Origin of the sequence: Cohnella endophytica (genome assembly GCF_003628305.1) — a bacterium.
Lineage (GTDB): Bacteria > Bacillota > Bacilli > Paenibacillales > Paenibacillaceae > Cohnella > Cohnella endophytica.
On sequence record NZ_RBZM01000003.1, the window covers coordinates 50,721 to 76,976 of the forward strand.

General features: G+C 53.6%; 33 protein-coding genes. 20 read left to right on the plus strand and 13 right to left on the minus strand.

What is annotated here, in order from left to right; all coding sequences use genetic code 11:
* Positions 1-144: 144 nt before the first annotated feature.
* Positions 145-543, plus strand: coding sequence for an O-methyltransferase (locus D7Z26_RS05545; RefSeq protein WP_120975082.1), 399 nt, complete (start codon positions 145-147; stop codon positions 541-543).
* Between the two features lie 74 nt (positions 544-617).
* Here D7Z26_RS05545 and D7Z26_RS05550 read toward each other — a convergent pair whose 3' ends face one another.
* The 3 genes from D7Z26_RS05550 to D7Z26_RS05560 all read right to left on the minus strand — a co-directional run bounded on the left by D7Z26_RS05550 (position 618) and on the right by D7Z26_RS05560 (position 2,862).
* Positions 618-842 (minus strand): alpha/beta-type small acid-soluble spore protein, encoded by a 225-nt coding sequence (locus D7Z26_RS05550; protein WP_120975083.1) that lies wholly within the window; start codon positions 840-842, stop codon positions 618-620.
* 87 nt (positions 843-929) lie between these two features.
* Positions 930-1,799: a TIGR03943 family putative permease subunit gene (locus tag D7Z26_RS05555; protein WP_120975084.1), complete on the minus strand. Its 870-nt coding sequence runs from the start codon at positions 1,797-1,799 to the stop codon at positions 930-932.
* A 16-nt stretch (positions 1,800-1,815) separates the two neighbouring features.
* On the minus strand, positions 1,816-2,862 hold the full coding sequence (locus tag D7Z26_RS05560) for a permease (RefSeq protein ID WP_233566653.1): 1,047 nt from the start codon (positions 2,860-2,862) through the stop codon (positions 1,816-1,818).
* A gap of 203 nt (positions 2,863-3,065) precedes the next feature.
* Here D7Z26_RS05560 and D7Z26_RS27245 point away from each other — a divergent pair, with 203 nt between their 5' ends.
* Together D7Z26_RS27245 and trpS are read left to right on the plus strand one after the other, a co-directional pair.
* On the plus strand, positions 3,066-3,212 hold the full coding sequence (locus D7Z26_RS27245; RefSeq protein ID WP_158602203.1) for a hypothetical protein: 147 nt from the start codon (positions 3,066-3,068) through the stop codon (positions 3,210-3,212).
* A gap of 100 nt (positions 3,213-3,312) precedes the next feature.
* Positions 3,313-4,308, plus strand: a complete 996-nt coding sequence (gene trpS / locus D7Z26_RS05570) for a tryptophan--tRNA ligase (protein ID WP_120975086.1) — start codon at positions 3,313-3,315, stop codon at positions 4,306-4,308.
* On the opposite strand, the gene D7Z26_RS27250 is transcribed toward trpS, so the two are convergent.
* Positions 4,305-4,478: a DUF5325 family protein gene (locus D7Z26_RS27250; RefSeq protein WP_158602204.1), complete on the minus strand. Its 174-nt coding sequence runs from the start codon at positions 4,476-4,478 to the stop codon at positions 4,305-4,307. The two genes, trpS and D7Z26_RS27250, sit on opposite strands and share 4 nt — an antisense overlap.
* Positions 4,479-4,568: 90 nt before the next feature.
* Between D7Z26_RS27250 and D7Z26_RS05575 the strand changes: the two genes are divergently transcribed.
* On the plus strand, positions 4,569-4,772 hold the full coding sequence (locus tag D7Z26_RS05575; protein WP_094050148.1) for an alpha/beta-type small acid-soluble spore protein: 204 nt from the start codon (positions 4,569-4,571) through the stop codon (positions 4,770-4,772).
* A gap of 124 nt (positions 4,773-4,896) precedes the next feature.
* Here D7Z26_RS05575 and D7Z26_RS05580 read toward each other — a convergent pair whose 3' ends face one another.
* On the minus strand, positions 4,897-5,880 hold the full coding sequence (locus tag D7Z26_RS05580; protein ID WP_120975087.1) for a metal-dependent hydrolase: 984 nt from the start codon (positions 5,878-5,880) through the stop codon (positions 4,897-4,899).
* A gap of 105 nt (positions 5,881-5,985) precedes the next feature.
* Between D7Z26_RS05580 and D7Z26_RS05585 the strand changes: the two genes are divergently transcribed.
* Positions 5,986-6,237: a hypothetical protein gene (locus D7Z26_RS05585; protein ID WP_147423831.1), complete on the plus strand. Its 252-nt coding sequence runs from the start codon at positions 5,986-5,988 to the stop codon at positions 6,235-6,237.
* On the opposite strand, the gene gerQ is transcribed toward D7Z26_RS05585, so the two are convergent.
* Entirely contained in the window at positions 6,227-6,715 is a 489-nt protein-coding gene (gene gerQ / locus D7Z26_RS05590) for a spore coat protein GerQ (RefSeq protein WP_407643489.1), read from the minus strand. The genes D7Z26_RS05585 and gerQ overlap by 11 nt on opposite strands.
* A gap of 22 nt (positions 6,716-6,737) precedes the next feature.
* Positions 6,738-7,160 carry a cell wall hydrolase gene (locus D7Z26_RS05595; protein WP_120975090.1) on the minus strand — a complete coding sequence of 141 codons (423 nt, stop codon included), beginning with the start codon at positions 7,158-7,160 and terminating at the stop codon, positions 6,738-6,740.
* Positions 7,161-7,419: 259 nt separating this feature from the next.
* On the opposite strand from D7Z26_RS05595, the gene cyoE reads away from it, so the two are divergent.
* Positions 7,420-8,280, plus strand: a complete 861-nt coding sequence (cyoE, locus tag D7Z26_RS05600) for a heme o synthase (protein WP_120975091.1) — start codon at positions 7,420-7,422, stop codon at positions 8,278-8,280.
* A gap of 3 nt (positions 8,281-8,283) precedes the next feature.
* Positions 8,284-9,000: an SCO family protein gene (locus D7Z26_RS05605; protein ID WP_120975092.1), complete on the plus strand. Its 717-nt coding sequence runs from the start codon at positions 8,284-8,286 to the stop codon at positions 8,998-9,000.
* 63 nt (positions 9,001-9,063) lie between these two features.
* Here the strand turns inward: D7Z26_RS05605 and D7Z26_RS05610 are convergent, their stop codons facing one another.
* From D7Z26_RS05610 to D7Z26_RS05620, 3 genes are all read right to left on the minus strand, one after another.
* A complete protein-coding gene (locus D7Z26_RS05610; RefSeq protein ID WP_120975093.1) occupies positions 9,064-9,420 on the minus strand; it encodes a toprim domain-containing protein in 357 nt (118 codons plus the stop codon).
* A gap of 187 nt (positions 9,421-9,607) precedes the next feature.
* Positions 9,608-9,709 (minus strand): sporulation protein YjcZ, encoded by a 102-nt coding sequence (locus D7Z26_RS05615; RefSeq protein WP_120975094.1) that lies wholly within the window; start codon positions 9,707-9,709, stop codon positions 9,608-9,610.
* A 107-nt stretch (positions 9,710-9,816) separates the two neighbouring features.
* Positions 9,817-11,028: an MFS transporter gene (locus D7Z26_RS05620; protein WP_120975095.1), complete on the minus strand. Its 1,212-nt coding sequence runs from the start codon at positions 11,026-11,028 to the stop codon at positions 9,817-9,819.
* Between the two features lie 174 nt (positions 11,029-11,202).
* Here D7Z26_RS05620 and D7Z26_RS05625 point away from each other — a divergent pair, with 174 nt between their 5' ends.
* The 6 genes from D7Z26_RS05625 to D7Z26_RS05650 all read left to right on the plus strand — a co-directional run bounded on the left by D7Z26_RS05625 (position 11,203) and on the right by D7Z26_RS05650 (position 18,101).
* On the plus strand, positions 11,203-11,670 hold the full coding sequence (locus D7Z26_RS05625) for a hypothetical protein (protein WP_120975096.1): 468 nt from the start codon (positions 11,203-11,205) through the stop codon (positions 11,668-11,670).
* A 2-nt stretch (positions 11,671-11,672) separates the two neighbouring features.
* Positions 11,673-12,818: a transglutaminase domain-containing protein gene (locus D7Z26_RS05630; RefSeq protein ID WP_120975097.1), complete on the plus strand. Its 1,146-nt coding sequence runs from the start codon at positions 11,673-11,675 to the stop codon at positions 12,816-12,818.
* Entirely contained in the window at positions 12,815-14,893 is a 2,079-nt protein-coding gene (locus D7Z26_RS05635; protein WP_325050431.1) for a peptidoglycan D,D-transpeptidase FtsI family protein, read from the plus strand. Before D7Z26_RS05630 ends, D7Z26_RS05635 begins: the two co-directional genes overlap by 4 nt.
* A 316-nt stretch (positions 14,894-15,209) precedes the next feature.
* Positions 15,210-15,950: a Cof-type HAD-IIB family hydrolase gene (locus D7Z26_RS05640; RefSeq protein WP_120975279.1), complete on the plus strand. Its 741-nt coding sequence runs from the start codon at positions 15,210-15,212 to the stop codon at positions 15,948-15,950.
* Positions 15,951-15,956: 6 nt separating this feature from the next.
* Entirely contained in the window at positions 15,957-16,442 is a 486-nt protein-coding gene (locus D7Z26_RS05645; RefSeq protein WP_120975280.1) for a DUF456 domain-containing protein, read from the plus strand.
* 33 nt (positions 16,443-16,475) lie between these two features.
* Entirely contained in the window at positions 16,476-18,101 is a 1,626-nt protein-coding gene (locus D7Z26_RS05650; protein WP_158602205.1) for a putative polysaccharide biosynthesis protein, read from the plus strand.
* On the opposite strand, the gene D7Z26_RS05655 is transcribed toward D7Z26_RS05650, so the two are convergent.
* Positions 18,032-19,309, minus strand: coding sequence for a DUF2515 family protein (locus tag D7Z26_RS05655; RefSeq protein WP_120975099.1), 1,278 nt, complete (start codon positions 19,307-19,309; stop codon positions 18,032-18,034). The genes D7Z26_RS05650 and D7Z26_RS05655 overlap by 70 nt on opposite strands.
* Positions 19,310-19,450: 141 nt before the next feature.
* On the opposite strand from D7Z26_RS05655, the gene D7Z26_RS05660 reads away from it, so the two are divergent.
* The 6 genes from D7Z26_RS05660 to D7Z26_RS05680 all read left to right on the plus strand — a co-directional run bounded on the left by D7Z26_RS05660 (position 19,451) and on the right by D7Z26_RS05680 (position 24,470).
* Entirely contained in the window at positions 19,451-19,792 is a 342-nt protein-coding gene (locus tag D7Z26_RS05660) for a thioredoxin family protein (RefSeq protein ID WP_120975100.1), read from the plus strand.
* Between the two features lie 283 nt (positions 19,793-20,075).
* Positions 20,076-21,050: a COX15/CtaA family protein gene (locus D7Z26_RS05665; protein ID WP_120975281.1), complete on the plus strand. Its 975-nt coding sequence runs from the start codon at positions 20,076-20,078 to the stop codon at positions 21,048-21,050.
* 3 nt (positions 21,051-21,053) lie between these two features.
* Entirely contained in the window at positions 21,054-22,835 is a 1,782-nt protein-coding gene (locus D7Z26_RS05670; RefSeq protein ID WP_120975101.1) for a UbiD family decarboxylase, read from the plus strand.
* Positions 22,796-22,963 carry a hypothetical protein gene (locus D7Z26_RS27255; protein WP_158602206.1) on the plus strand — a complete coding sequence of 56 codons (168 nt, stop codon included), beginning with the start codon at positions 22,796-22,798 and terminating at the stop codon, positions 22,961-22,963. Before D7Z26_RS05670 ends, D7Z26_RS27255 begins: the two co-directional genes overlap by 40 nt.
* Positions 22,956-23,666 (plus strand): Cthe_2314 family HEPN domain-containing protein, encoded by a 711-nt coding sequence (locus D7Z26_RS05675; protein ID WP_120975102.1) that lies wholly within the window; start codon positions 22,956-22,958, stop codon positions 23,664-23,666. The genes D7Z26_RS27255 and D7Z26_RS05675 overlap by 8 nt, the downstream gene beginning before the upstream one ends.
* A gap of 33 nt (positions 23,667-23,699) precedes the next feature.
* Positions 23,700-24,470 (plus strand): SDR family oxidoreductase, encoded by a 771-nt coding sequence (locus D7Z26_RS05680; protein WP_120975282.1) that lies wholly within the window; start codon positions 23,700-23,702, stop codon positions 24,468-24,470.
* Positions 24,471-24,520: 50 nt separating this feature from the next.
* Here D7Z26_RS05680 and D7Z26_RS05685 read toward each other — a convergent pair whose 3' ends face one another.
* Positions 24,521-24,766 (minus strand): NifU family protein, encoded by a 246-nt coding sequence (locus D7Z26_RS05685; protein WP_115994096.1) that lies wholly within the window; start codon positions 24,764-24,766, stop codon positions 24,521-24,523.
* A 106-nt stretch (positions 24,767-24,872) separates the two neighbouring features.
* On the opposite strand from D7Z26_RS05685, the gene D7Z26_RS05690 reads away from it, so the two are divergent.
* Positions 24,873-25,139, plus strand: a complete 267-nt coding sequence (locus tag D7Z26_RS05690) for a YuzB family protein (protein ID WP_120975283.1) — start codon at positions 24,873-24,875, stop codon at positions 25,137-25,139.
* On the opposite strand, the gene D7Z26_RS05695 is transcribed toward D7Z26_RS05690, so the two are convergent.
* The gene (locus D7Z26_RS05695; protein ID WP_120975103.1) at positions 25,136-26,194 is read right to left on the minus strand and encodes an NAD(P)/FAD-dependent oxidoreductase; all 1,059 of its coding nucleotides are present in this window, start codon (positions 26,192-26,194) and stop codon (positions 25,136-25,138) included. The genes D7Z26_RS05690 and D7Z26_RS05695 overlap by 4 nt on opposite strands.
* Positions 26,195-26,256: the final 62 nt, after the last annotated feature.

Below are 26,256 nucleotides of genomic sequence, written 5' to 3' on the forward strand. Positions count from 1 at the left end.
CGGCTTCTTTTCCAACCGTTCATCAAAAAATGCTAAAAATTGACAAAATCATTGAAATTTTCAAAATATTCAATTATACTGAGTCCGAAGTCGCAACAGGTAAATACTAGCAAATAAAAAACGTAAGCACAAAGGAGGAAAATGATGGGTTCTGGGCACGTTTCTTTAGCTCGGCAAGTAGAAGTGGCGTTGGAGAGGCTCGGAGATGAACTTCAGGGAATGAACGCAGGGACGATCGTTTTGCAAATTCGCGACGATGCGGTCGGCAAGTTCGGCATTCGCCACTTGCCCGTGGATTGCGGTACCCAAGAAAAAGGAACTTCCGGATTGTCCGCGCCGCAAGTACTGAGTTTAAGGAAAATGGCTATCGAGGCTCTTAAGCACAAGAGCAACTGGACGCATGGGGAAATCAACTACGATTTCGTAGTAAAGCATGGTCAAGTGTACTTAAGTGTCCAGTTCGAATCGAATTACAACATGGCGAACATCATGTTCCGTTTCTCGCCTAAGAATCGGGAACGCAGAGAAGCTTCCAACGAATAGCGGTCGTACATAACGAAAAACCGGCAACTCCTTCGGAGCGTGCCGGTTTTTTGACGTGCAAGGTTAAGTATGGATCAGCGCCCGAATTTTCCAGACAGCTGTTGTTCTGCCATTTGCACGAGACGACGGGTAATTTGACCGCCGATGGAGCCGGTCTCCCTTGTCAGCATATGACCGTAATAACCGTCTTTCGGGAGCTGGATGCCGAGTTCTTGCGCGATTTCGTACTTCAATTGCTCTAATGCTTGGGCGGCTTGAGGAACGACTAGGGAATTGCTGCGCGAACGTGATGCCACTATCGCTCACCTCCTTTGAACGTAGTATGGACTTTATTGGCAGGGCTATGCATTTGTCGGAAACGATTCCAATAAAAGCAGGACGGGATGTTACTCCATTCCGAAATCCAAATCGGGGGAGACGTAAGGCTCTTTCGGAGGTTCGATTTTGACGGCATTGCTAACGTCGATCTGAATGATTTCGATGCCGTTGTACGACGCGAGGCCTAGCGTGCCGGTTACGGCAACCCAATCATCGGTTTCGAGCGTGTTCGCTTTATCGAACTTGGCCATGATGCCGTAAGGCGAAGCATCCGCCGAGCAGCAAGAGATCGCGAAACGGCCGACCGCGAACTGTCGGGATTCCATCGAACCTTCGCGGTAGACGAACCCGCTGAGCGTAATCGTTTTGCCGATGAAAGCGGTCCGGTATAGATCAAGGGTCGTTAATGTCTCGATAAAACGCTTGTCGGTAACTTGAACGATCGGACGTTTAACAAGCTGCTTGCCATACTCGGCATAAACTTCCGTGAATGCGTCGGAAGGGAAGAGGAGATCTGCAGCGACGGTGCTTTCCAACGGCTTGACCAGCTGCTGAGGAGCGAATTGCACGCCTTTGGCGGTAGCCAGATCGCTTCCGAGAAGGCCGTCGGGCACCGTGAAGCCGATTAGCAGCGGCAAAGCGAACCAGCCGTACAGCAATAAGCTTCTGCCCCATGTCGCCGGCATTTCGTGGCCGCAATCGCAGGAAGAATCATGGACGCCCCCGTCTGACCAATTACGAAAAGAGGCATAAAGCTGCTGCGCCGCGATCGCGTACATCGCGAGAGCCGACAGCTTGACGATTAATTGCATGCGACCGGCTATGTATAGATTCAAATGCTCCGTCCGGACGAGATGAACGATAAAAAAAGCAAAACAACCGAGCAATAATGCTCTAGCCAAATAATGGACGGACATGACGACATGCCGATTATTCATAACGGGCCGCCTCCCACTAGATAATTCCCATGTGGTCGAACAATATCGACCCGGTCAGCACGAGCAACGCGATCAGCAAGCTGAATTTGAGCACGAATTTCTTGCGAAAGACGGCAAGCATCATAAGCGTGTTTTTCAAGTCGAGCATAGGTCCGAATACAAGGAAAGTCAGCAGCGCGGCGGGAGGAAACATATTATTGAACGAGGAAGCGACGAATGCGTCAGAAGTGGAGCATAGAGACAAAGCGTAAGCGAAGCCCATCATGAACAAATGGGACGAGAGCTCGTGATCCGCGACAGCCGCGAAAGACGATCGTGAGACTAGAGTCTGCAGAAGCGCGGTGATGAGAGAGCCGAGAATTAGGTACTTCCCCATGTCGAAAAATTCCTCGGCGGCATGGGCGGGAGTATCGGCTAGCCTTTTGACGATTCCTGAGGATCGAGAATGCCCGTGATGGACATGATCGTGCGCGTGCGGATGGTGATGCTCGTGCTCATGAGGGGGCTTCTCTTGGCGCTCGGGCTTCAGCGGATCTTTTTTCATGAAAAAGTAGAGGATGAATCCTAACGCGACCGAGACGCAAAATGCGAGGTAGAAGCGCGAATACGCAAGCTCTTTATGTGTCCGGAAAGCCGCGAAGGTCGCGCCGAACACGATCGGATTAATGATCGGACCGGCTACGATATAGATCATTCCTATGTAGGCCGGGAGACCTTTGCGGATGAGCCTGCGTACGATAGGGATCATCCCGCATTCGCAGAGAGGAAGAATAATGCCGAGCAGAGAGCCGAATAATACGCCCGCAACCGGGTGTTTTGGAGTCAGTTTCCGAATGAGCTTGTCCGACACGAACGATTGAAGAAGCGCGGACACGAGCACGCCGATCAATAAGAAAGGGAGAGCTTCAAGGATGATGCTAAGGAATAAAATCTTGAAGGTTTGCATTTTAGCGGCATCGAAGTTCCAACGGGACATATCCCTTCCGAAAAAAACGAGCACGACTAGAATGGCGCACCCTGCCGTCGCGGTCCAATTCGCAAGGCGAATGAATAAGTTGGACAATCGATCACTTCCTTAGTAAACGGTAATCATTACGATTATCCTAACGTATGCTTGGATATCGGAACTTAAGAACTTCGCGTGTTGACAATCCGCGAGCGAGGGGTATAATGAGTAACTAATCAAGTATATTCGGCGATGAAGAGAACAAGTACGCTTGGATGGAGCGCTCCCAGAGAGCCGGTGATTGCTGGAAGCCGGTACGCTTGCCTAGCGGAATGGATCTTGGAGCCGAGAGCGAAACGGCATATCGCGGTCGGAGCGAGCAGCTCGGATTTTCGCGCAAGCCCTATGCTCTCCGACTGTTCCCCGTTAACGGAACCGAAGGTATCGCGACCGATGAATGGATCTGAGGCGGCGATGCGAATAAGGGTGGCACCACGGCTTTCTCGTCCCTTGCGGAGAGAGGCTTTTTTTGTGTTTAAAAAACAGAGGCGAAGGGGTTAAACGACTATGGCAAAACAACGCGTATTATCCGGTATTCAACCGAGCGGCAAGCTCACATTAGGCAATTACATCGGCGCGATGAAAAATTTCGTAGCCTTGCAACACGAACACGAATGCTTCTTCATGGTAGTCGATCTTCATGCGATTACCGTACCGCAGGAACCGGCCGCGCTGCGCGAACAGAGCGAAGCCGTAGCCGCCTTGTTCGTGGCCGCGGGACTGGATCCGGCGCAGGCTTCGATCTTCATGCAATCCCATGTCCCGGAGCATGCCGAGCTAGGCTGGTTGCTAACGACGATGACATATATGGGCGAACTGGAGCGAATGACGCAATTCAAAGACAAATCCGAGGGCAAGGATGCGGTGGGAGCGGGCCTGTTAGTCTATCCTTCGCTCATGGCCGCCGACATTTTGCTCTATAACGCGAATCTCGTTCCGGTCGGAGACGATCAGAAACAACATCTGGAGCTAACGCGCGATCTGGCCGGACGCTTCAACTACCGTTACGGCGAGACGTTCGTCATCCCGGAACCCTTCATCCCGAAAGTCGGCGCGCGCATTATGTCCCTTGAGGACGGCACGAAAAAAATGAGCAAGAGCAGTCCGAATGCGGGCAGCTTCATTACGCTGCTGGATACGCCGGACGAAATCCGCAAAAAAATATCCCGGGCCAAAACGGACTTGGGCCGGGAAATCGTATACGACGTTCAAAACAAGCCGGAGGTTAGCAATCTGATGACGATCTTCGCGCAATGCTCGGGTCAGACGATCGAGCAAGTGCAAGCCGCTTACGACGGTCTAGGCTACGGTGCTTTCAAGAAGGACTTGGCGGAAGTCGTCGTTCAATCGCTCGAACCTTTGCAAAGCAAATACGAGGACATTCGCGCTTCCGGAGAAATCCATCGGATTCTCGCCGAAGGAGCGGAACGCGCTTCCGCGGTCGCAGAGGTAACTTTACGCTCCGCGAAGGACGCTATGGGCTTCCTGCCGAGAAAACGTTAAGGTAATTTTTTCCGCAAACGAGCTTTGACGACGAAGCCGCTTCCCGTCGTAACGAGCGCCAATACGGCAAAGAGCAGCGTCAACCATCCATTGTGGCTGATCGAGAAAGCGGTCGCGAGCAAGAAAATAATCGAGACGACCGCGAAAAAAAGAGACAATGGTTTACTCATGACATTCACCTCGCATATTTTCCTTCGTATCTAGCATACTAAGTTGGCAAGCTTGCAAACCAATCATCTAGGCGAAGGGAGAATTTAATCATGGCATCAAGTAACCAACTCGTAGTGCCTCAAGCCAAAGCAGCTTTACAAAGTATGAAAGTTGAAGCCGCTCAATCCTTAGGTGTGCAAATTCCTGCGGATGGATACTACGGCAATGTAACTTCCCGCGATGCAGGTTCTCTTGGCGGTTATATCACCAAGAAACTCGTCCAAATTGCCGAGCAACAACTTTCCGGTCGCTAAGGACGAGAGTCCGGCACCGAAAGCCCGAGGAGAACCCTCGGGCTTTTCCTATTGTGCTCGCATGTAGGGCATACGTCAAGCGGGAAGCACCTATCCGAAGGACGGTTCTTCCCGCTTTTTGCGCTCAGTACGTATTCATTCGAAGTCTTTTCTCCAGTCGCTCGTCGCTGAGCCATCCGACGTACGATTGCAATGGCTTGTAAGACAAATCCATCAATACGACGGCCACGAAAGGATACTGTCTTCTGTAACGGTAACGGACATCGACCCACCTTACTTCGTAACCCCAGCTTTGGGTTTTCACGTGTCCGCAAGGGAAGGCGGTTACGCTTAGGAAGGCCTGTACGTCCTGATGTTGTTTCGAAGCCTCCAACGCGGGATGCTCATCGCATTTCAGTACGTCGTGCCACTTCATGCGGCCATGATCCCACTCGCCGATTCCGAACGTGCAATCCGCCGACGTTCTGACGATGTTCCAACGGTATAACGAGATCGTAGGCAATAGAGTGTACTTGTCGTCGTCACGGAACCCCGGATCTTTAGCTGGGATACTGCGGGTCAGTCTTCGGTGAACAAGAGTTCTCCAGCCATAATAGATGCCTAGCAGAATGTAGAGAACGGGGAAAACGACTTGCGGTGCGGCGATTCCCGACACCCAGAGCAGTATAGCGATCAGATGGGTGGAGAAAATAAACGGGTCGAAAATGTGAATGATATTCCAAGCTACCCATTGCTTGCTAACCGGACGAAAAGCTTGCGTCCCGTAAGAATTGAACAAATCCGCGAACACGTGAACGATGACCGCGAGCAGTACCCACAAGCCGATGTGAACCCACGGGACGCTTCGGAAGACGAGCGACACGGCGGTCGTTATCAATGCCGCCCATCCGACGATGGCTGGAAACGAGTGAGACAATCCTCGATGGTTTTTGATATAATCTGCATTGCTCTTGAATCGGAGCAAGCCGTCCAAGTCCGGGGCGTTAGAGCCTGCGACGGTGCCGATCAACACGGCGACGGGACCGTAGGCGTGAGAAGAGATCGCGGGATCGATCATGGCTAAGCCGCCTAACCCCAAGCCGAACACGAAATGCGTGCCGGTGTCCATACTTTCAGCCTCCTTCTTGATTCAGTATGGACGTCTTGCCGATAAAATATGAAGGAAAGGAATTGACGCGAAGTGCTATTGTTCTGCGAATATGTGATTTCCGACATGCATCGGGTAGCGTTCTCCGAGTGGAGAACAGCTCATGCGGCTCGCTGGCGGGACGCCGAATTGTTGGAGAATACGTCGCAACCGGGCGTATTCGTCGAAATACGAAGGCCCTCCTCCGCCGAGGAAGCGGCGCGAATGGAAAAAGAACGCCGGGAAGGGCGTTCTTGGGAAGAGATGGAGCAATGGGTCAAAGGCGGCCGTGAAGGCGTTCGGATCTGGCTATTTCGCCCCGTAGAGCTTAACGGGTAGGCATCGATCCGAACGGAAGCGTATAGTTGATCGGTTCGTCGAACGTAATGTAATCCAGATTCAGCATGAGCAGCAAATAGCGTTTGCCCGTTACCGGATCGCTGATGATAATGTGGTCGCGTCCCGCCGCTTCGAGTACGCCTTTGAAAATTTTGGCGTTCCATTCGGAATTGTTCTCGTAAGTCATGTATAAGGTAGCTACTTTGCCTAAGTTCATGCGGAGAATGTTCTCTACATAAGATTCTTCCGTAGGAACGGCAGGAAGCACGGTTCCGCCCGGGGTGATCGGCATGCCGTTCGTAACCGGAGGCGGGGTCATCGCTCCTTGCACCATGCCCATATTCGACATCGGCACCATTCCGCTCATCGGCATGCTGCTCATCGGCATGCTGCTCATCGGCATGTTGCTCATCGGCATGTTGTTCACGGGCATCACTTGGTTTTGCGCGTAGCCGTTCCATGGCATTTTGTTGTTCAACATCGTAAAAGCCTCCTAATGATTAATAAACTCTCGGACAGTCTTCCGGCGTCGGGGCGAAGAAACAATGCAATTTGTATCTGCCGATATTCGCTTGATCGTACCAAGTGTCCGGGCAGCCGCCGGCAGGACGGAAATACCATAAGGCATTTGAAGCCGGCCATTGGCGCTCGCCGTTAATCGCTCGTTGGGCAAGCCGGATGTCCTTGTCGCGGGCTCTCTGATAGAAATAAGACTTCTGCACCGCTTCGAAGCCTCCCGGGGATTGATACACCATGTCGTTCATGTTGCGAATATTCTTAAAATCCATGCAGTTGCCCAGTATGCGATTGACGCCGACGTTGCCGACCATCAGCATGCCTAGCTCGCCTTCGCCCTCGGCTTCGGCGCGCATAAGGCGGGCTAGCGTTCTGACGTCTTCGCTATTTGTCTTAACAACGGCCAATTCGCATCCACCCTTCATGAATCAAGTCGCCCAAGCTAATCGCTTCCGCATTAGGCGATTGTCGCAATACAGTGTATTTAGGCGACCCGCAATGTGTGACTCGGATCGGAACCGATTTTGCCCCTAGTTCGCACCTTGTTCACATGTGGTGGCGATTTGATGAACTCGGAAGAGCGAACATTGTCATTGCTTGAAGATTTGCGGTATCATTGAACAAACGTCAGGTTATGCGGCTTTACTTGCATAAAGGAGGAACTCCGTGCTTAAAGATCTTGTGGCTTTAACCAAGCCACGCATTATTCGCTTGAACTTGATTGCGGCTTTCGGCGGTTATTGGGTCGCTTCCAAATGGGACCATATTTTCAGTTGGACATTGCTATGGATGCTTGTCGGCTCCGCTTTGACGATGGCTTCCTCATGCGTTTTCAATAATTATCTCGACCGCGAGCTCGATATGAAAATGGCCCGTACGCGCGATCGCGCGTTACCGCAGAACCGAATGACGCCCGGATTCGTTCTGGGCTACGGCATCATTCTGGGCATTACTGGACTCGTCGTGTTGTTCGCGCTCGTGAACCCGCTGTCCGGCTGGCTAGGTTTGCTCGGAATGTTCGTATACGTCGTCGTGTATACGATGTGGCTTAAACGCAGTTCGACTTGGAGCACTTCGATCGGAGGCATCTCCGGCGCTATGCCACCGGTAATCGGCTATTGCGCGGTTACGAACAATGTGGATGCGGGCGCGTGGATCTTGTTCGCCCTGCTGTTCCTGTGGCAGCCTGCGCATTTCTGGTCGCTTGCAATCAGGCGGAAAGAAGAATACCGTGCGGCGGGGTTCCCGCTATTGCCGGTAGTCAAAGGCGTTACTCGTACCAAATGGCAAATGCTTCCTTACATCGTGTTGCTCATACCGGCCTCGGTCTTGATGTACAGCTACGGCTATGTAGGCATTTATTTCCTGATCTTATCGGTCGGCATCGCGGTCGTATGGTTCGTTCATGCGATATCGGGCCTCCGCGCCAAGGATGATGAGAAATGGGCAAAGGCCGATTTCATGATCTCGATTAATTATTTGATGATTATGTTTCTTGCAATGATCTTGGATACGAACGGGGTGTAAGAAGTGGTCGACGAACCTAAAATCGAAGGGGATCCGACGCAAGCAACGGAACCGGAAGGCTCTACCGTCTTCGCCGAGCCGATCAAGCAACAGAAAACCTGGCTCCAACGCTACGGCTTTTCTCTAATCGTTCTCGGTTTGTGCATCGTGATGGGGTATTATATTTTAGCGCAGCAAAACGGCAAAAAGTCGGATAATCTCCCCGTACAGAAGGCCGGGACGGAGTTTTCCTACTCCGATACGGACGGGAATAACGTGACTCTAAGCAACACCAACGGCAAAGTAAGGCTGCTATACTTCTTCTTCGCGACATGCCCGGACGTATGTCCGCCGACGACCGCTTTAATGTCGATGGTTCAGGATCAGTTGAAGGAAGACGGCGTGTTCGGGAACAAAGTAGAGTTTTTGTCGGTAACGATCGATCCGGACCACGATTCGGTGGAATCGCTTAAGAAATACGCGGATACTTTCGACGCGGACCCGGCTGGCTGGAAGTTCTTGCGGGGAGACGATCAGCAGGCGATCGCGGATTTGGCCGACAAGTACGATATTCTGGTCGGGAAAGACAAGGACGGCAACTTCTTCCACATGAACCTGATCGTATTGCTGGACAAGGACGGCAACGTGCGCGATTGGATTTCGGCGAACGATTATATCGAACAGGGCGAGAACAACTTAACCCCTCAGGATATGGCGAAAAAAATCAAAAGCTTGTTATAAAATAAAACAGCGCGCTCCGGAAAATAGAGGGAGCGCGCTGTTTTATTCATTAAACGAAGCCAATCAAACGTCCCAAGCGGGAGGAGGCTCCGGGTACAGGATATATTCCTCCAAACCGGCTTTCTCCAGTTGTTGGATTAAATATTCCTCGGGCGTACCCTCTACGCCGCTGTAACCTCTCCTTGTGTAAATATGCTCGGCGTCGGGAAAGACGTCTCTGAGCATGCCGCGGATTCGGCGTCCTGAAGAATCCGGATCGGTGAATAAGTACACTTGACGTTCCCCGACGGCTTTGCGCAATGCTTCGATTCGGCTCGTGCTCAGCGTCCCGAACGTGCAATGGACGGGAACTTCCGATGACAGGACTCGGGATAGCCGGCTTTTATCGTTCTTTCCTTCGACGATGATGGCGATTTCCATTCGTTTGATCCCCCGGTACGATGATTGAACCCGATTGCGCGTTCATTCGTTTATTTATTGTACCACCGTTGTCCGGCATTGTTGCGGGGACTTGTCCTGCGCGATCGAAGGAAAAAAGGGATCGGAGGGTCGTATCCGAATAGAGAGGCCCTCCCTTCCGCGCACCGGGCTTCCGGATTTAGCCCGGTTAGCCGGCGCGCAATACCATAACGAGCAAGATGAACAGTACGAGAACGATAGTGGATGTCACTCCGCTACCTTGGCCGTGTCCGCCTGCGAATTGGGACATGGGAATCACTTCCTTCCGGGTGGGTGAAGTTATCCTGCATTGTATGCCCAATTATTCGCCTCGAAGTGTGCGAATACCCAGAAGCCGACGGAATACTTAGGCAAACGTCAGGATGCCGGGGGCAGGGAAGCGCGCGGGTTCCAGTTTTCCTTGAAAGAAGAACGCGGGAACAGCAAAGCAAGAGCGATCATTAAGGCTAGGAAAGACAGGAAATACGGAGAGAAATAATTTCTTGCCGCGCCGGCGGCGATCGGCCCGAGGAAAGATCCGATCGAGAGCGAGATGGAGAGCAACGAAAACGTTCTTCCGTATCGGGTAGGGCCGCTAAGCTGAAGCAGGAAAGATGTCATCGCCGGGAAAATGACTCCCTTCGCCATACCGAGAACGAATAAAAGGATGGAGAGCGGCAACGGCCAATCGGAAGCTAGTCCGTAATAACAAATCGCGAGAAGCAGGACGCCGATGATCGTGCGCGAGTAAGGCAAATACCGGTTCAAGAAGAGCAGTCCGAGCGTCATGAGCGCGCCAAGGCTTACGATCGAGAAAAGGATGCCCGTACTCATGATCGTCGCGCTGTCGGTGCCTCTAAGAGGCAATTCGAACGCGAGAATGCCTTGCGCGCACGCCAGACCGATCGGCAAGGAAAAGATGGACCACGGGAAGCGGGACGAATCCTTTGCCGCGGTTCTCGCCGGCAGGACCGGGGATTTCCCGCTTATGGCGTGAGGATCGAGAGGTTTGGGTTTCAAAGCAGCCAGTTCCTCCTGCGTTCGGGGGGTCTCTTTTACCAGCCATAGCGAGAAGATTCCCGTGACGAGAAGAATCCAGCCGAGCATCGCGAACGAGCGGCCAAAACCTAACGTAGCCGCCATATAGGCGCCCGCCGCGGGCGAGACGACGGAAGCGATCGTATGCACGAGGCCATTGCCCGCCATCAGTTTGCCTTGATGAATATGGTCTTTGGCCAGTCTGGCCAACAAGGACATGCACGCGGGGGATAGGAACGCCAGTACGAAGCCGCTTAAGGAACGAATGTACAGTAGCTGCCAAGGATCCGTTACGCGGGCTTGAAAGATGAGCAGGATCCCGGCGCCAACGAGGCTTGCCGCGATAAACCATCTGCTGCCTATACGGTCCACCGCGACGCCCGCGATCAAATTCCCGGGAAGATGCGTCAAGGAGTACATGCCCATGACAAGCCCGATAAAGGAAGGCGCGGCTCCGAGAGAGACTGCGAAAGGGGTGAGCATCGGGTATTGGGCGTGAAGGTCGAAGAAAGCAACGAATAGGAATAAATAAAGCCAAATGGCGGTTTTCAAGACTTTTACCTCCTCGACTAAAGGGGAGCGCGCTCCCCTTGTCCGAATGAACTGCCTATCCTACTTGTACGTGTCCGATGACCTGGTTATGACGGTCGTTTACGGGGTATCTCCCCTTACGGTATAATAGGAATATTGCGAGATTGGAGTCATATTGGTCATGGGGGAATAATAATGGATTTCAATTTCAACGATACGGATGCCTGGATTCAATTCGCTAAGGACCATTGGGTGACGGTAGCGATAGCCATCGTCGCGATCATCGTCATCGTCAAAGTAGTCAAAACCGTGCTCAAATGGGTGCTTGTAGTAGCTATTCTAATCGGAATCGTTGTTTATGGCGGATACAGCGTAGACGATATTCAGAAAAAAGTAACCGATGAACTAGGCATAATCGGGGAGAAGGTTTCTTCCGAGGTGAAGGACCAAGCGATCAAGGCAATGGCGGGAGAAGCCAGCGAAGCGACTTACGTGGACAACGCGGACGGTTCTTACTCGATCAAGTCGACCAACTTGGAGCTGACCGGGATTCCCAACTCGGGCGAAGTTAACGTGAAATTCCATAACGCTTCGCTCGGTAAGTGGAAAATGGAAGGCGCGGTTCGCGATTACGTCGTTAAAGCGCGAGCTTCGGCGAAATAAGAATGAGCGGCATAGGGTCCGTTTTCGACCGAAATCCGGTCACCTGGTTATTGTTCGCCATCGTTGCCTTTTCTTTAATTCGCGGCGTTTTCCGGGGAGCTTCCGGCTCCGTCAAACAGCTGGTCTATTTTCTCGTCGGTGCGTTGGTGTCCGTGGCCGCTATCGTGCTGTCGGCGCTTGCGGCTTCTGCGGCGTCGCCGCATCTCCAGAGCTGGCTGACGGATAAAGGTTTATCCAGTCCCGGGGCGAATGCTTCCGCATTGTCGCGGTTCGGTTACACGGCATTGACCGGCTTGCGCGATCTACCGTTGTTGCGGTTCGCGATTTTATTTCTCGTTATCCATTCGTTGATACGGATTTTGACAGGGTTGGCGACGCGAATCGTAGCTTCCGTCGTTTCTTTGCCTTTCGCGGTAGTCCCATCGGGAGGGCCGGTAGGCAGAACGGTAGGCGGAGCTTTGGGCGCGGCGCTCGGCGCCGGTCGTGCTTTGCTGCTGACGGCCGTGTTATTCGCTTATTGCGCTTTGTTCCCAAACGGTCCGTTGACGGATTATATCCAACAATCCGGCTTATATCGCGAGGTGGCGGCGCAAGTCATTCGCCCGGCTACGGGCGGTTTATTGGAGGAACGCCTGCCGGTCTTCGCGCGGGCGATGTCCGGCGAGCTGGACCAGCTCTGGCAGAAGCGCTACGATGTCATCGATTCGGAGTTGCCGGAGGACGTGGCTTTAGCGGCATTGGACGTGACGAAGGACAAAGGCACCGACGAGGAGAAAGCGCGCGCGCTATATGATTGGGTGGGCACGAGTATTGCTTACGACGACGAGAAGGTTCGGGCTTACGAGGAGGATGGCGACTGGCTGGAGCAAGATCCGGAGCAAACGTTCCAAACTCGCAAAGGCGTATGCATCGACTTCTCTAGGTTATACGCGTCGATGGCGAGAGCCGCCCATTTGGACGTGAGAGTCGTAACCGGGCTCGGTTACGACGGACGCGGGGGCTATGGCTCCCATGCATGGAACGAAGTTTATATCGCCGAGCAGCAACGCTGGGTATCATTGGATAGTACATGGGCGAAAACCGGGAATTGGTTCGATCCCCCAGGTTTTGCCGATACGCACATCAGGCAAGGAGGGCAAAGCACTTGAGCAATAACATGACGGAAGAGGCGCAGAAGAGGGAGATTCGGAACCGAAGGCATTTCAGCTTTCGTCTCAACGTCTTTTTTTTCATCACCTTTTTCGTGTTTTCCACGTTGATCATCAGACTCGCTTATTTGCAATTCGTCGAGGGAGACACGCTTCGGGCGAAGGAACACGAAATCGGCTCGAAGTCGGTACCCGTGCCTCCGATTCGCGGAAATATTTACGATTCGGGCGGGAGTCCGATCGCGTATTCGGTGTCGACGCAATCGCTTTACTATACGCTGGACATGAAAATGAAGCCCGATGCGGGGATGGAGCTTGCCATGAGCTTGGTGGCCGTGTTCGATAAGCTAGGCTCCAAGACGGCTAAGACCTTAACGGCTCAAGAAGTTTTCGACGACATGGACTTGACCGGGAGCGTTCATTACTCCTTTCAGCCTCGGAGGATTAAGGCGGGATTAACGAAGGAAGAGATCGCGTACTTCTCCGAGCATCGCTTGGAATTCAAGGGCATCGACATCGTCGAGGAGAGCATTCGCCAATACAGTCAAGACAAAGTCGCCGTACAGCTCGTCGGATATATGAAGAAGCTTAGCGGCGCTACGAAGCTGGACAAATATAAGAACATTAACGAAGAGCAAACCGACGACACCCTGAAATACATCTCCTCGGAAGATGTCGGATTCGACGGGCTGGAGCTGATGTACCAGGATGAGCTGAGGGGGCGCAACGGGGTCAAAGAATATCCGGTCAACTCGCTGGGCGAGATTATCGGACCAATGACGCTGACGAAGCCCGTCAAGGGCGAAAACTTATTCCTGACGATCAACAAAGACATCCAGTTGACCGCGCAGCAGGCGATTACGGATCAAATTAAAAGCATTAGCGAGTCCACGAGCAAGCAAATGGAAAATGCGCATCCGACGACCGGCTATGCCGTTGCCATGGAAGTCGATACCGGCAAAATCGTAGCCATGGCGAGCATGCCGGATTACGATCCGAGCGTCTGGCAGGGCGGGATCAGCAAGAAGGATTTGGATGCGATCCAATTTTTCCAATACAACGGCACGATCAAGGAAGTGTATCCGCCGTACAAGGAAGACAAGGAACGGAAAAACCATCCTTCTTCGCTCGTATATCTTGGATCGACGCAGAAGCCGTTGTCCATTCTCGTCGGATTAAACGAGAAGTTATTCACGACGTCGACGGTATTCCACGATATCGGGTACTTCGAATTCGGTAAGGAAGGGCATACGGTCAGAGTTTCCAACGCCAGCAACAAGGCGAACGGCAATATTAACGCGACCGGCGCGATCGCGCATTCTTCCAATGCGTTCATGTCCGCGATGGTCGGGAATAACCTTTATAAGAAGTATAATGGCAAGGAAGGCGTAAACGTCTGGGATCAATATATGAAGGAGTTCGGCTTGGGCGTAACGACGGGCAGCGGGCTTCCGAGCGAATCCAAAGGCGTTACCGATTATTACCACGAAGCCGATACCGCAAGCTCGCAGTCGGCTTTGATCAGGGCGTCATGGGGCCAACAAGGGCGTTACACGACGTTGCAGCTCGCCCAATACGCGGCGACGCTCGCGAGCCACGGCAAACGCATGAAACCGCAATTCGTTCAGGAAATCCAAGACGTGAACGGCAATGTCACGCAACCTTTCCAATCGGAAGTTCTGAATACGGTCGTGTTTCCGGACTCTTACTGGAAAGCGATCGAGGATGGCATGAAGCAAGTTAGCGTACAAGGCTTCGAGGGGGTCAACTACACTTTTCTTCGGAAAACCGGTACATCGCAACAGGACGTCGGTAACCGCTCTAGGGTAGAGAACGCGGTATTCATCGCCTACGCTCCGGCGGATAAGCCGAAGCTCGCGGTCGCCGTTGTCGTTCCGGACGGCGGATACGGCGGTTGGGGCGCCGCTCCGATCGCGCGCAAGATCTTCGACGCGTACGACGAGAAGATCGGCTTGTACGGCACGCCTCGCAAACCGGTTGAGAACGATGCCGCGAATGCCGATGGCAACAACGGTATCGCTACGGACGGAGTTGCCGCTAACCAAGGGCAATAGCATGTTAAGCCAAAACGAAGGCCGACCGGACGTTTGTCCGATCGGTCTTTGTCCTGTTCCGCGAATTCCCCATTGTAAAGCTCCTCCTGAGTTCATTTTGCACGAAGTAAACATTTTTGCATAAGTTAAAAACTAACGGCAAAAGGAGTGTTGGCGGATGGAAAAAGGCAAGCCTTCGTCGTTCGAGCGATTGGTATTTGCATTGATCTTCCTGGCGGGCGCACTGTTCGTCTTAATGGGCTAAATGTGTTAAAATGACGATGAAATGTCGAAGCGAAGCGGCAGCAAGGAGTGAACGGCACAATTGGCTTACAAAATGGGGAAGTATCGGCTATTGGCACTGGATTTGGACGGAACGCTGTTGAATGACCACAGCGAAATTAGCGAAACGAACTTAACGTGGGTAAGACGCGCCGTAGAAGCAGGCGTCACCGTCATCGCGTCTACCGGACGCGGATTCCCGAGCGCGTTGCCGATCGTCGAGCAACTAGGTTTGGAATCTCCGATGATTACGGTAAACGGCGGCGAAATCTGGACCAAACCGCACTCGTTGCATCAGCGAACGCTGCTGGACTCGAATCAGGTGATGAAGCTTCACGCGCTGGCCGAGAAGCACGACGTATGGTTCTGGGGCTATACGACCGAAGATATTTATAACAAAGAGAAGTGGGTCGGAGATACGCTTGAACGGAAGTGGCTGAAGTTCGGTTATTACACGGAGGATCTTCCCGTGTTGAACGAAATCCTGCAAGAGATCGGCGAATGGGAAGGGCTGGAGCTTAGCAATTCTTCGCCCTTCAACATCGAAATCAACGCCCTGGGCGTTTCCAAGGCGAGTGCGCTAATGGAAGTATGCCGGATGTTGGGATACGAGATGAGCGAAGTCGTCGCGGTCGGCGACAGCTTGAACGACATCGCCGCGATTCGGGCTTCGGGGCTAGGCGTCGCGATGGGCAATGCGCAAGAGGAAGTTAAGCTGGCGGCGAATATCGTCACGGGAAGCAACCAAGAGCATGGCGTTGCCCAGGTCATCCAAAATTACGTATTGAGGACGTGATTGTCGCTGGATATTTTGGGTTGGATTCTCATTGCGGCGCTGTTCGCGGTCGGACTAGCCGGTGCGGTCGTTCCGATCTTGCCCGGAGCGCTTGCCATCTATGCGGCCTTTTTCGTCTATGGATGGTTTTTCTCTTTTAAGCCTTTCGGGTTCTGGTTCTGGAGCATCGAGACGGTTATCGTGTTGATTCTATTCGTGGCCGATTACATGGTGACCGCATGGGGCGTCAAGAAGTACGGGGGCTCCCGCGCATCCGTCGTCGGCAGCACGATCGGAATTCTGATCGGCCCCTTCGTCATCCCGGCGTTCGGACTTCTTATCGGACCGCTCGCGGGAGCCATTCTTGGAGAATTGATTCACGGTTCTTCCATGAAACGTTCGCTGGCCGTCGGCTGGGGCTCCATGGTCGGGTTGCTTGCGAGCACGGTCGTGAAGATCTTCACGCATCTAGGGATGATCGCATTATTCGTAATTTGGCTGACCGCTTATTAATAAATACATTTTCGATATTCGGAAGAGGTCCCCTTGAAAAAAGATACGTTACTTAAAAGCACGCTAATTCTAGCGGCCGCGGCGCTTGTTGCCCGCGCGCTCGGTATTTTCCAGCGGGTTCCGCTGGACTACCTGATGGACGATATCGGTATCATTTATTACAACAACGCGAACGGCATTTATTTGTTGTTGCTCGTCGTGGCGACCGCGGGCATCCCGAGCGCTGTAAGCAAAATGGTGTCCGGCCGTTACGCGGTAGGAAGAGTATCCGAGGCGCAGCAAGTCTACCGGGCGGCGTTACTGTTCGGAGCGGCTGCGGGCGTCATCATTACCTTGGGATTATGGCTGATCGCTCCGTTCATCGCTAGCTCGATCTTGAAGGAACCGGACGCGGCTTCGGCCATCAGGGCGATCGCTCCTTCTTTGTTGCTCTTTCCCTTAATCGCGATGATGAGGGGGTATTTCCAAGGTCGGCAATTTATGACCGCAGGCGGCATCTCGCAGATCGTCGAGCAGATTTTACGCGTGTTGGCCGCGGTGCTCATCGCTTGGGTTTTTTATTCGATGGACAAGACCGACGAACGGGGTATTGCGTCCGGAGCTTCCTTCGGAAGCGTGTTCGGCAGTATCGGAGCTTTCGCGATCATGATGTATTACGCGCGCAAGCTTAAAGCCAGCGATAAGGCAACGGAAGAAAAGAGGCGCGATCCGTCCCGCTCTCTGAGCCTTAGCTCGATCTATCGGGAGCTATTCGGGTTGTCGATTCCGATCGTCATGACCGCCATTACGGTGCAATTGCTCTATACGCTCGACAATATGATGATCAAGTCGATTACGGTCGGACATTTCGCGATCGAACAAATCAATCACTGGGCTGCCGTATACGGCATGAACGCCCAATCGATCGCGGGCATACCGATTATTCTGGCCGTCGCGCTTAGCCAGTCGATCATCCCGCTAATTTCCTCCTCCCATGCGGTCGGAGACAAGGAGCAGGTCGGTCGTCAGGCGTCCTTGGCCGTTCGAATCGCGCTATATAGCGGGATGCCGGTCGTGCTCATTCTCGGCGTGGGCGCGTATAGCGTTAACGGGTTGCTTTTCCAGAATGCCAGCGGAGCCCCGATCGTAGCGATGCTGACTCTCGGGACGTTGTTCCAGATCGGCATGATGGTGACGAACTCGATTCTTCTCGGAATCGGGGAACCGAAGAAGGCGACGATGCACGCGGTGACCGGCGTCATTCTCAAAGTGATTCTAAGCTTCGCGTTAGGTCCCGTATTCGGCGTGTACGGAATTATCGCAGCAACGACGATCTGTTTCGTCTGGGCGCTCACGTTCAATATCATGAGCCTTAAGAAGAGAACGAAGTTCAAAGTCATCGGCGACCGATGGCCCGCATTTCTGGCGACGAGCGCCATCGTGGCCGCGGCGCTTGCTTTCTTGGAATGGGCGGTGCTGGCGATAGCGGGCGGACTTCCGCCGAAGATCGCTTTCTTCCTGTCGTGCGCGGTAATGGGATGCGCTTTGGCCGTGCTTTATCCGGCGTTGCTCGTTCTGCTCAAAGTCGTAAGCCCGGAAGAGATCGCGACTTACCCACGTCCCGTGCGTCGATTGTTGGCTCCGTTCATGAAGCTGCGTTCGAGAAGCAAGGCGGCTTGAAGCTTATGCTGACCGAACAAGTGCTCATGCGTCATGTCGATGATTCGATGCAGCTTGGGCGGCTTAACGTACTTCATCGCATCGTCATGGCGCGCGAACCAATCGGCAGTCTGAGGCTGGCGTAAAGCTTGGTCTGGCCAAGCCTCAGCTAATGGGGGACTTAGCCACATAGAAGGCCTTGACTGGCCGGCTGCAACGTTCGGGTCACCGGGCGTGCCGCCGGCTTTTGCCGTTCTATCGTTCGAGAACCGGTGCGGCCAATAATCCGCGCGCGATCCCGTATGAGGGATGCTTGAAGCAAAAGCCCATATCGCCTTATGGACGTCGGGATAACCGAACAGGATGCCGTACAGGCTTTTTCCGAATTCAACGCGCTCATGCAAATCCTCGAAATTTTCCAGTACCCTGCCGACAAGCCGCATCGGAATAACATCTGCAACTCGGGAATCACGCCAGAGAGGAAATACGATTTGATTCAACTGCAGCAAGGGTTGGCTACGGAAAACGAAGGAGTCGAACACGTCGCGTTTGTAGTCTGCGTCTTCCACGACCCGGGATTGAATGAAATGCTGTTCGTTGACGATCAGGGCGATAGCAAGCGGGACGGGGTCCTGGTCCAACCGGAATCGCTCCCAGAACGGGGTCATGAAAGAGGAGACCGCGAATTCCGGCAGCAAGTAGCTAAGGTCGCGGTTAAGGCGTATACCCTCGGCATATAATTTAAGTTGAGGATAGGCATCGCCGAAGATGAGCGAATTGCTAGCTTCGAGCATGTTGAATAGGGAGGAAGCGAAGCTCTCGTCGATCAGACCGGGTAACCATTGGCCCTTCAGGTCGGTCATGCTCCAGCCTCCGTTCCGGGAAACCAGATGGGCGAGAAAAGCCCACTGCAGTTCGGGGTGGGACTGATACATGTTCAAGTACGCGGCCGTTCGGGTTACGTTGTTGCGATTATGCGCGACGGTTGCCTCGCGGATGGAGGAGCATAGTCGTCTGTCCTCTTCGCTAGCTGTCGTACTTGCCGTTGATGGCCGGTAAGGGCGAGAAAACCCGCTGGCGGCGCATGAGAAGCTTAGAGGTGCGCGTCGGCGAGTGAGCCGGAGGGAGTTCCACAAGCTATCGGCTTTGCCGATTAGTCCAAGAACCAGTCGCCCGGGCACCCGCAACAGACGATAGAACCTTCGCGGTTTGTTAATCCGAAAATCCATCCGAAGCAAAACTCCTTTATCGAAGAAGAGGGAACCTTCTTATCCCGTAAAGGCGTATTATGCGCATTCTTGTCCTTTGTGTTGCAAGGCGTGATTAACGAGCTATAATGGCTATTAAGAGCAAACATGGGGGGATAAACGATGAAAAAAATTCAAGACGAAGCGACTTTCCGCGAACAAACGAACGGGGAGGGGCTTACGGTTGCGGTATTCAAAACGACCTGGTGCGCCGACTGCCATTTCATGGAGCCGTTTATCGCCGATGTCGAATCGGCATACGCCGACAAGCTTACGATGGTGGAAATCGACCGCGACGATCTGCCCGATCTATGCAGCGAGCTTAATATTCTGGGAATTCCAAGCTTTATCGCGTTCCGTCAAGGGAAGGAACTGGTACGCTTCGTAAGCAAGCTTCGCAAAACGCGCGAGGAGATCGAGCAGTTTCTCGATCGGGCCGTCGAGGTATCGGGAGCACTGCAATAGCCAAAAGTGCCGTTAATGAGAGTGGCTCATCCGGAATAAAGAAATGGCGGCGCAGGGAGATCGAATCTCCCAAACGCCGCTATTTTTCATTGCGGCGCCGCCGCAGCTTTGCTGCACGATCAAATCAAATACGAATATACCCCCCGTCAAATCGTCGTTCCCGTTCGTTTGATCTTCCCTTGATTCCAATGTTCACATAATGAACATGGCATTGAAAGTGGGGGTTCTGTATAATGGGGAAAGGCAACTTGCGCTAACTTTCACAAAGAAATCGGGGATGAACATGACCTCACAAAGATATCGATTATTGACTCTGTTGACCTGTATCGGGATGTTCCTCGTCTTAATCGCCGGCGTACTCGTTACGAATACGGATTCCGGTCGCGGATGCGGTTCGGACTGGCCGCTGTGCAACGGTAAATTCGTGCCGGCTCATACGGTGGAATCGTTCGTGGAATACAGTCACCGGATGATCAGCGGTTTAGTCGGCTTGCTAGTAGGCGCGACTTTCCTCGTGACATGGTTCTGGAAACCGGCCCGCCAACGGGAAAATAAGCTTTACGCCGGAGGCGCGTTGCTGTTTACGGTGATGCAAGCCATTCTCGGCGCGATGGCCGTCGTCTGGGAGCAATCCTCGCTCGTTCTGGCGCTCCATTTCGGCATTTCTTTATTCGCTTTTACTTGTACCTGGTTGTTATATAAGTTGGCTAAGCGTCAAGCGAACGAGCCAGCGGGAGCAACGGGAACGTCCGGAACGTCGGGGTTAGCCTCCGGCAATCCGTTAACCGCGTCGCTGCCGAGGGCGCTGTATCGCAGCATGATCGCCGTTCTCGTTTACTGCTACGGCGTCGTCTATCTCGGCGCTTACATTCGTCATACGAGCTCCGGCGGCGCTTGCGAAGGCTGGCCGCTGTGCAACGGCGAAGTGGTGCCCGAGCTGTCCGGATCGACGGCGATCGCTTTCGCTCATCGGATCGCGGCGCTGCTGTTACTCGTGCTGGTCGCGTTTCTCGTCTCTTACGTTCGCAGAACGGCCGGCAAAGGCTCGGAGTTGACCTCGATCGCCAATAAGGCGCTCGTGCTCGTCTGCATGCAAGTGCTGAGCGGCGGATTGCTATCGTTGACGTTAAGCAACGAAGACGTATACGTATTTACCGGATTATTGCACACCGTCATTATCTCGGCACTCTTCAGCATGCTGGTTCTGCTAGCCATTCGAACGCGGCAATTTTCCCGTAAGTCCCTACCCGGAGGTTAATTTATGATTTTTCAGTCGCTTAGGCCATTTATCGACGTATTACGCCAGAACAACGAGCTCGTCATCATCGAAGCGCCCGTGGACCCCGTGCTCGAGATCGCCGAAATTCACCGTCGGGTTATCGAGCGGGAAGGTCCCGCGTTGTTGTTCACGAACGTGAAAGGCAGTACGTTTCCCGTCGTCACGAACCTGTTCGGCACGCAGAAGAGGGTGGATCTCGCCTTTGGACCTCGACCCGAACAGCTCGTGCAGCAATTGATCGGCTCCGTCGATTCCTTGCTTCCGCCTTCGTTTAACGCGTTATGGGGGCAACGGAACATGTTCTTCGACCTACTGAAGGTCGGATTTAAGAAGGTGCCCGCCGAACGCGCTCCGATCCTTCAAGTGTCGCGCAGGGAAAAGCCGCTCGAGGGCATTCCGGCGATTACGAGCTGGCAAGAGGACGGCGGTCCTTTCGTGACGTTACCGCTTGTATACACGGAGCATCCGAATAATCGCAAAAATCACAACCTAGGCATGTACCGGATGCAGATCTTCGATTCGCAGACGACGGGCATGCATTGGCAAATTCATAAAGGCGGCGGCTTCCATTACCACGAAGCGGAGAAACGGGGAGAGCCTCTGCCCGTTACCGTATTTCTGGGCGGTCCGCCGGCGCTTATCGCTTCCGCGATCGCGCCGATGCCCGAGAACATGCCGGAGCTGATGCTGGCGTCGCTCATCATGGGCGGCAAGCTGCCAATGGTAGATAACCCGTTGGGCGGCCATCGGATTCCCGCGGAGGCGGAATTCGCCATCGTCGGCAGGGTCATGCCGCATGAACGGCGCCCGGAAGGACCATTCGGCGATCACTTCGGCTATTACTCCCTCGTGCACGACTTCCCGGTGTTCAAAGTGGATCACGTATGGCACCGGAAAGACGCGATCTACCCCGCGACCATCGTCGGCAAGCCGAAGCAGGAAGATTACTTCCTTGGCGAGTACTTGCAGCGGCTCCTTTCGCCCGCATTTCCGATGGTTATGCCAGGCGTGCGCAGTTTGTGGGCGTACGCGGAGACGGGCGTGCATGCGCTGGCCGCGGCGGTCGTTCGCGAGAGCTACTCCAGGGAAGCCCTCGGTACGGCTTTCCGCATTCTCGGGGAAGGACAGCTGTCGCTAACGAAATTCCTGATCCTCACGGATCGTCCGATGGACTTGGCCGATTTCCCGCTGCTGTTGGAAACCGTACTGGAAAGGTTCGATCCGTTCAAGGATCTATTCGTCTTCGACCAAACGTCGCACGATACGCTGGATTATACCGGTCCGCGTCTTAACCATGGCAGCAAAGCCGTGCTGCTCGGCGTAGGCGATCCGGTTCGGCAGCTTCCGGGCGAATACGAAGGCGGTCCGATTCCCGGAATCCATAAAGTCAAACCTTATTGCCGCGGTTGTCTCGTCGTCGAAGGCGCGACTTACGCGGAAGATCCGGAGCTCGGCTCCCGTCTCGCGGAACGTCTCGCGGAAGAGAACTGTCCATGGCCTCTGATCGTAATCGCGGACGATGCGGATATCGCGGACGGACAAACGGCATTCCTATGGGCGACGTTCACGCGCTTTAATCCGGCGGCCGATATTTACGCGGTAAGCGAAGCCGGGCGTCATCACATCGGGTACAAGCTTCCGATCGTCATCGACGCGCGCATGAAGCCGGGATACCCGGACGAATTGATCGCCCGAGACGATATCGTCGAGCTGGCGGATCGCAGATGGAAAGAATATTTCCAAACGACTGGCTGGAACGGCTAATAAGCCCGGCTAACTATAAGGAGACGGCAGCTGCCCAATCGGATTCGGTTGAGCGCGCCGTCTCTTATGCGTTACAATGGAGCAATGAGGTCGTCGAATCGGCGGCAAGGAGGCATGGCCTTGCTTAGAGAGTTATTCGGCGAAGAGCCGAGACGGTGGACGGGAGCTTCGCTCGAAACGGTGCAGGCGATGGAGCAATTCGCTCTGCTGTCCGCGGAGCTGGCCGAACGGTCGCCGCAACAAGCCGCGGCTTATCGTACGCTCGCGATCTGGACGGAAGGCTTGCTTCGTTCAATGGACGAGCTGGAACAAAGCTGTTACGCGGCCGGAGAGTACGCGAAGCGGATACGTCATACTCTCGTAGACGAGATGGATTTCAAAGAGCGGGCGGATTATCACCGGCACGTGTATTACGATAAAAATGCTTATATCCGGGTATTCGCTTTATTAGACAAGCTTGGAACGTTGTTGAACAGGCTGCTCGGATTGCAAACCGAACGCATTAAGGAGCGCTTCTCTTACTTTACGATGCTTCGCAATTTACGCGACAATCAGTGGCACGCCGAGCTTACGAATCCGCTTGACGAGCTAAAGCAGCGTTCCCAAGGGGCGATGAGCCGGCTTCGTATCCGCAGAAACCTGGAAATTCACCAGATGAACGCGGAACTCAGGGATGATCTGAACCAGAGCATCGGCAACAAGTACGTCCGGCGGACGTTGGAAGATTTGGACGCCAACCTGGCCGATCTGAACGATAGCTTGGAAATGGTTCAAGGCTCTCTTTATCATGCTTTTAGATTCGGGTGCAAATGGTTGCGCAATACAAACTAGGCTAGACGGTGACGGGAGGGGAGCCGCGTGAAGCTGCTGGGAAGAACGGCATTGATTACGGGAAGCGCCAAAGGATTGGGGCGCCGGACGGCGCTGGAGCTCGCTTCGAATGGCTGCGACGTGGCCATTAATTACGTGACGAGCCGCGAGGAAGCCGAGCAGCTCAGACGCGATATCGAAGCGCTGGGGCGACGTTCTTGCGCGATTCAAGGGGACATCGCGAGAGCGGACGATTCCGAAAGATTGGTATCGGAAGTCGAGAGTCGATTAGGCGGCGTGGATATTCTCGTGAACAACGCCGGCCCGTTTATCCGGGAGCGTCGCTTATTCGCGGATTATCGGCCGGAGGACATCCATTATTTGATGAACGGCAATCTCGTCGGCACGATGCTGATGGACCATCGGGTCTTGCCCGGAATGAGGGAGAGGCAGTGGGGGAGAATCATCCATTTCGGATTCGGACACGCTTCCGAAGCCCGTTCCTGGCCTCACAGAGCGGTCTACGCGGCGGCCAAAGTCGGTCTCGTCTCGTTCACGAAGACGCTTGCGGTCGAAGAAGCCTCCAGCGGCATTACGGTGAACATGATCTGTCCCGGAGACATCCGCGGAAGCAACAAGGAGAAGAGCATCGCGGACGTCGACGGAGTGATCGACGACGAATCGCCGCGCGGCCGCCCCGGCACGGGAGAGGACGTGGCGAGAATGATCGCGTTCTTGTGCTTGCCCGAATCGGATTTCATAACGGGAAACACCATCGACGTTTCCGGAGGTTTGGATCCGATCAGAACCCATCTTAAGAGATGACAAAAGGCCCTGCCGGATGGCAGAGCCTTCTCACTTCTGAATAAGAAGAATCAGAACACTTGAACGACTTCTTGAATTCCTTCGACTTCTTCCAACAATGCGCGCTCGATACCTGCTTTGAGCGTAATCGTGGAACTAGGGCAACTACCGCAAGCGCCCATTAGGCGCAATTTAACGATACCGTCCTCGATGTCGACCAATTCAACGTCTCCTCCGTCGCGTTGCAAGAACGGACGCAACTTATCGAGAACGTCGATGACTTCATCATACTGAGTGCTTGGAGCATTCGTACTCATTATCATCCACTCCTTTCAAGATCTATTATAGTACAAAAAGTCAGGTTTTCAAACAGACATGGACGCGAATCCGCATTTGCATAAAAGGGAAGGAATGGTCGGAACCATGAATATCGTGGAGTTCTGCGTGAGCAACATGCACCACGGAACCGACCGGGTGCTTAAGAAACTTGAGCAACGCGGCGATATAGAAGTAATCGAATACGGCTGTCTTGGCAATTGCGGAGAATGTTTCCTGTCTCCGTACGCCTTAGTCAACGGGGAAAGCATCGTTGCCGAGACGGCGGAACAACTCTACGAGCTAATCCTTGAAGCCGTCGAACGGCAGCAACTTGACCGGGAAGCCTTGGACAAGCTGCTTGACGATCTCTAACCGAAGTGGCGTTTGCTCTTCCAGAGCACGCCGCTTTTTAGCATGCGCGGAATTCTGCCCAGTAGCGGAGTCGTTCCCATCAGGCCGAAGCCGGATTTTTTGCCAAGGGAACCAAGCACGCCCTTCAGCTTAATGCCTCCCAGCTTCGGTTCCTTGTTCTCCCAGCGGGCTTTGATCACTTCGGCGACTTGTTTGCCTTGCGCGCCGGCAAGCTGGGCGCTAGGGGAGAACGGCTGGCTTGAGCAATCTCCGATCACGTAGACGTGCGGAACATCCGGCAATTCGTGATACGAGTTTACGATAAGGCGACCTTGCGAATCCTTAGGCAGCTCAATTCGTTGAACGAGCTCCACAGGCTGGATGCCGGCCGTCCATAAGGTCACGTCCGTAGCTATCTGCTCGTCCCCGTTGTGCACGACTCCTTGTTCGAGTTGCGTGATGCCGATATGCGAACGCATTTCCACATCATGCTCTCTGAACCAGGAAGCGACGTACTCCTGGAGTTTGTTCGGGAAAGCGGACATGACGCTATTGCCCCGATCTAGAATGCGTATGTTGATATCGGACCGTGCTTCCCTCAGTTCAGCCGCGATCTCGACTCCGCTCAATCCTCCGCCGACGATGGATAGTTGACCGTAAGGACGAATATCGTTGATCAACTGGAAGGTTTTGCGCGTAGCGGATAATGATTGAATGCTGCAGGAATAGTCCGAAGCTCCGATAATCCCATGATAATTATCGGTGCAGCCGAGCGCGATGACCAAGGAATCGTAAGATAGCGGTTCCTGTTCCGTAATATTGACGACGCGTTGCTCTAGATCGATATCGGTAATATCCCCGTAGACACACTTAAGCTGGGGGTGGCTTGGGAAATTGACGCGAATCTCCAAATCCGATACCGTTCCCGCCGCTAAAGCGTAGTATTCCGTTTTAAGCCCTTGATAAGGCATACGGTCGACGAGAAACAGTTGGGCATCCTTAGGGAGATGCTCCAGCAGCTCCTGAATAACCATCAAACCTCCGTAACCTCCGCCTAATACGACGACCTTACTCATACAGTGATCTCCTTTTTACCAAACGATGATGTCGGGTAGCCTTAGTATGACACAGAAGAGTC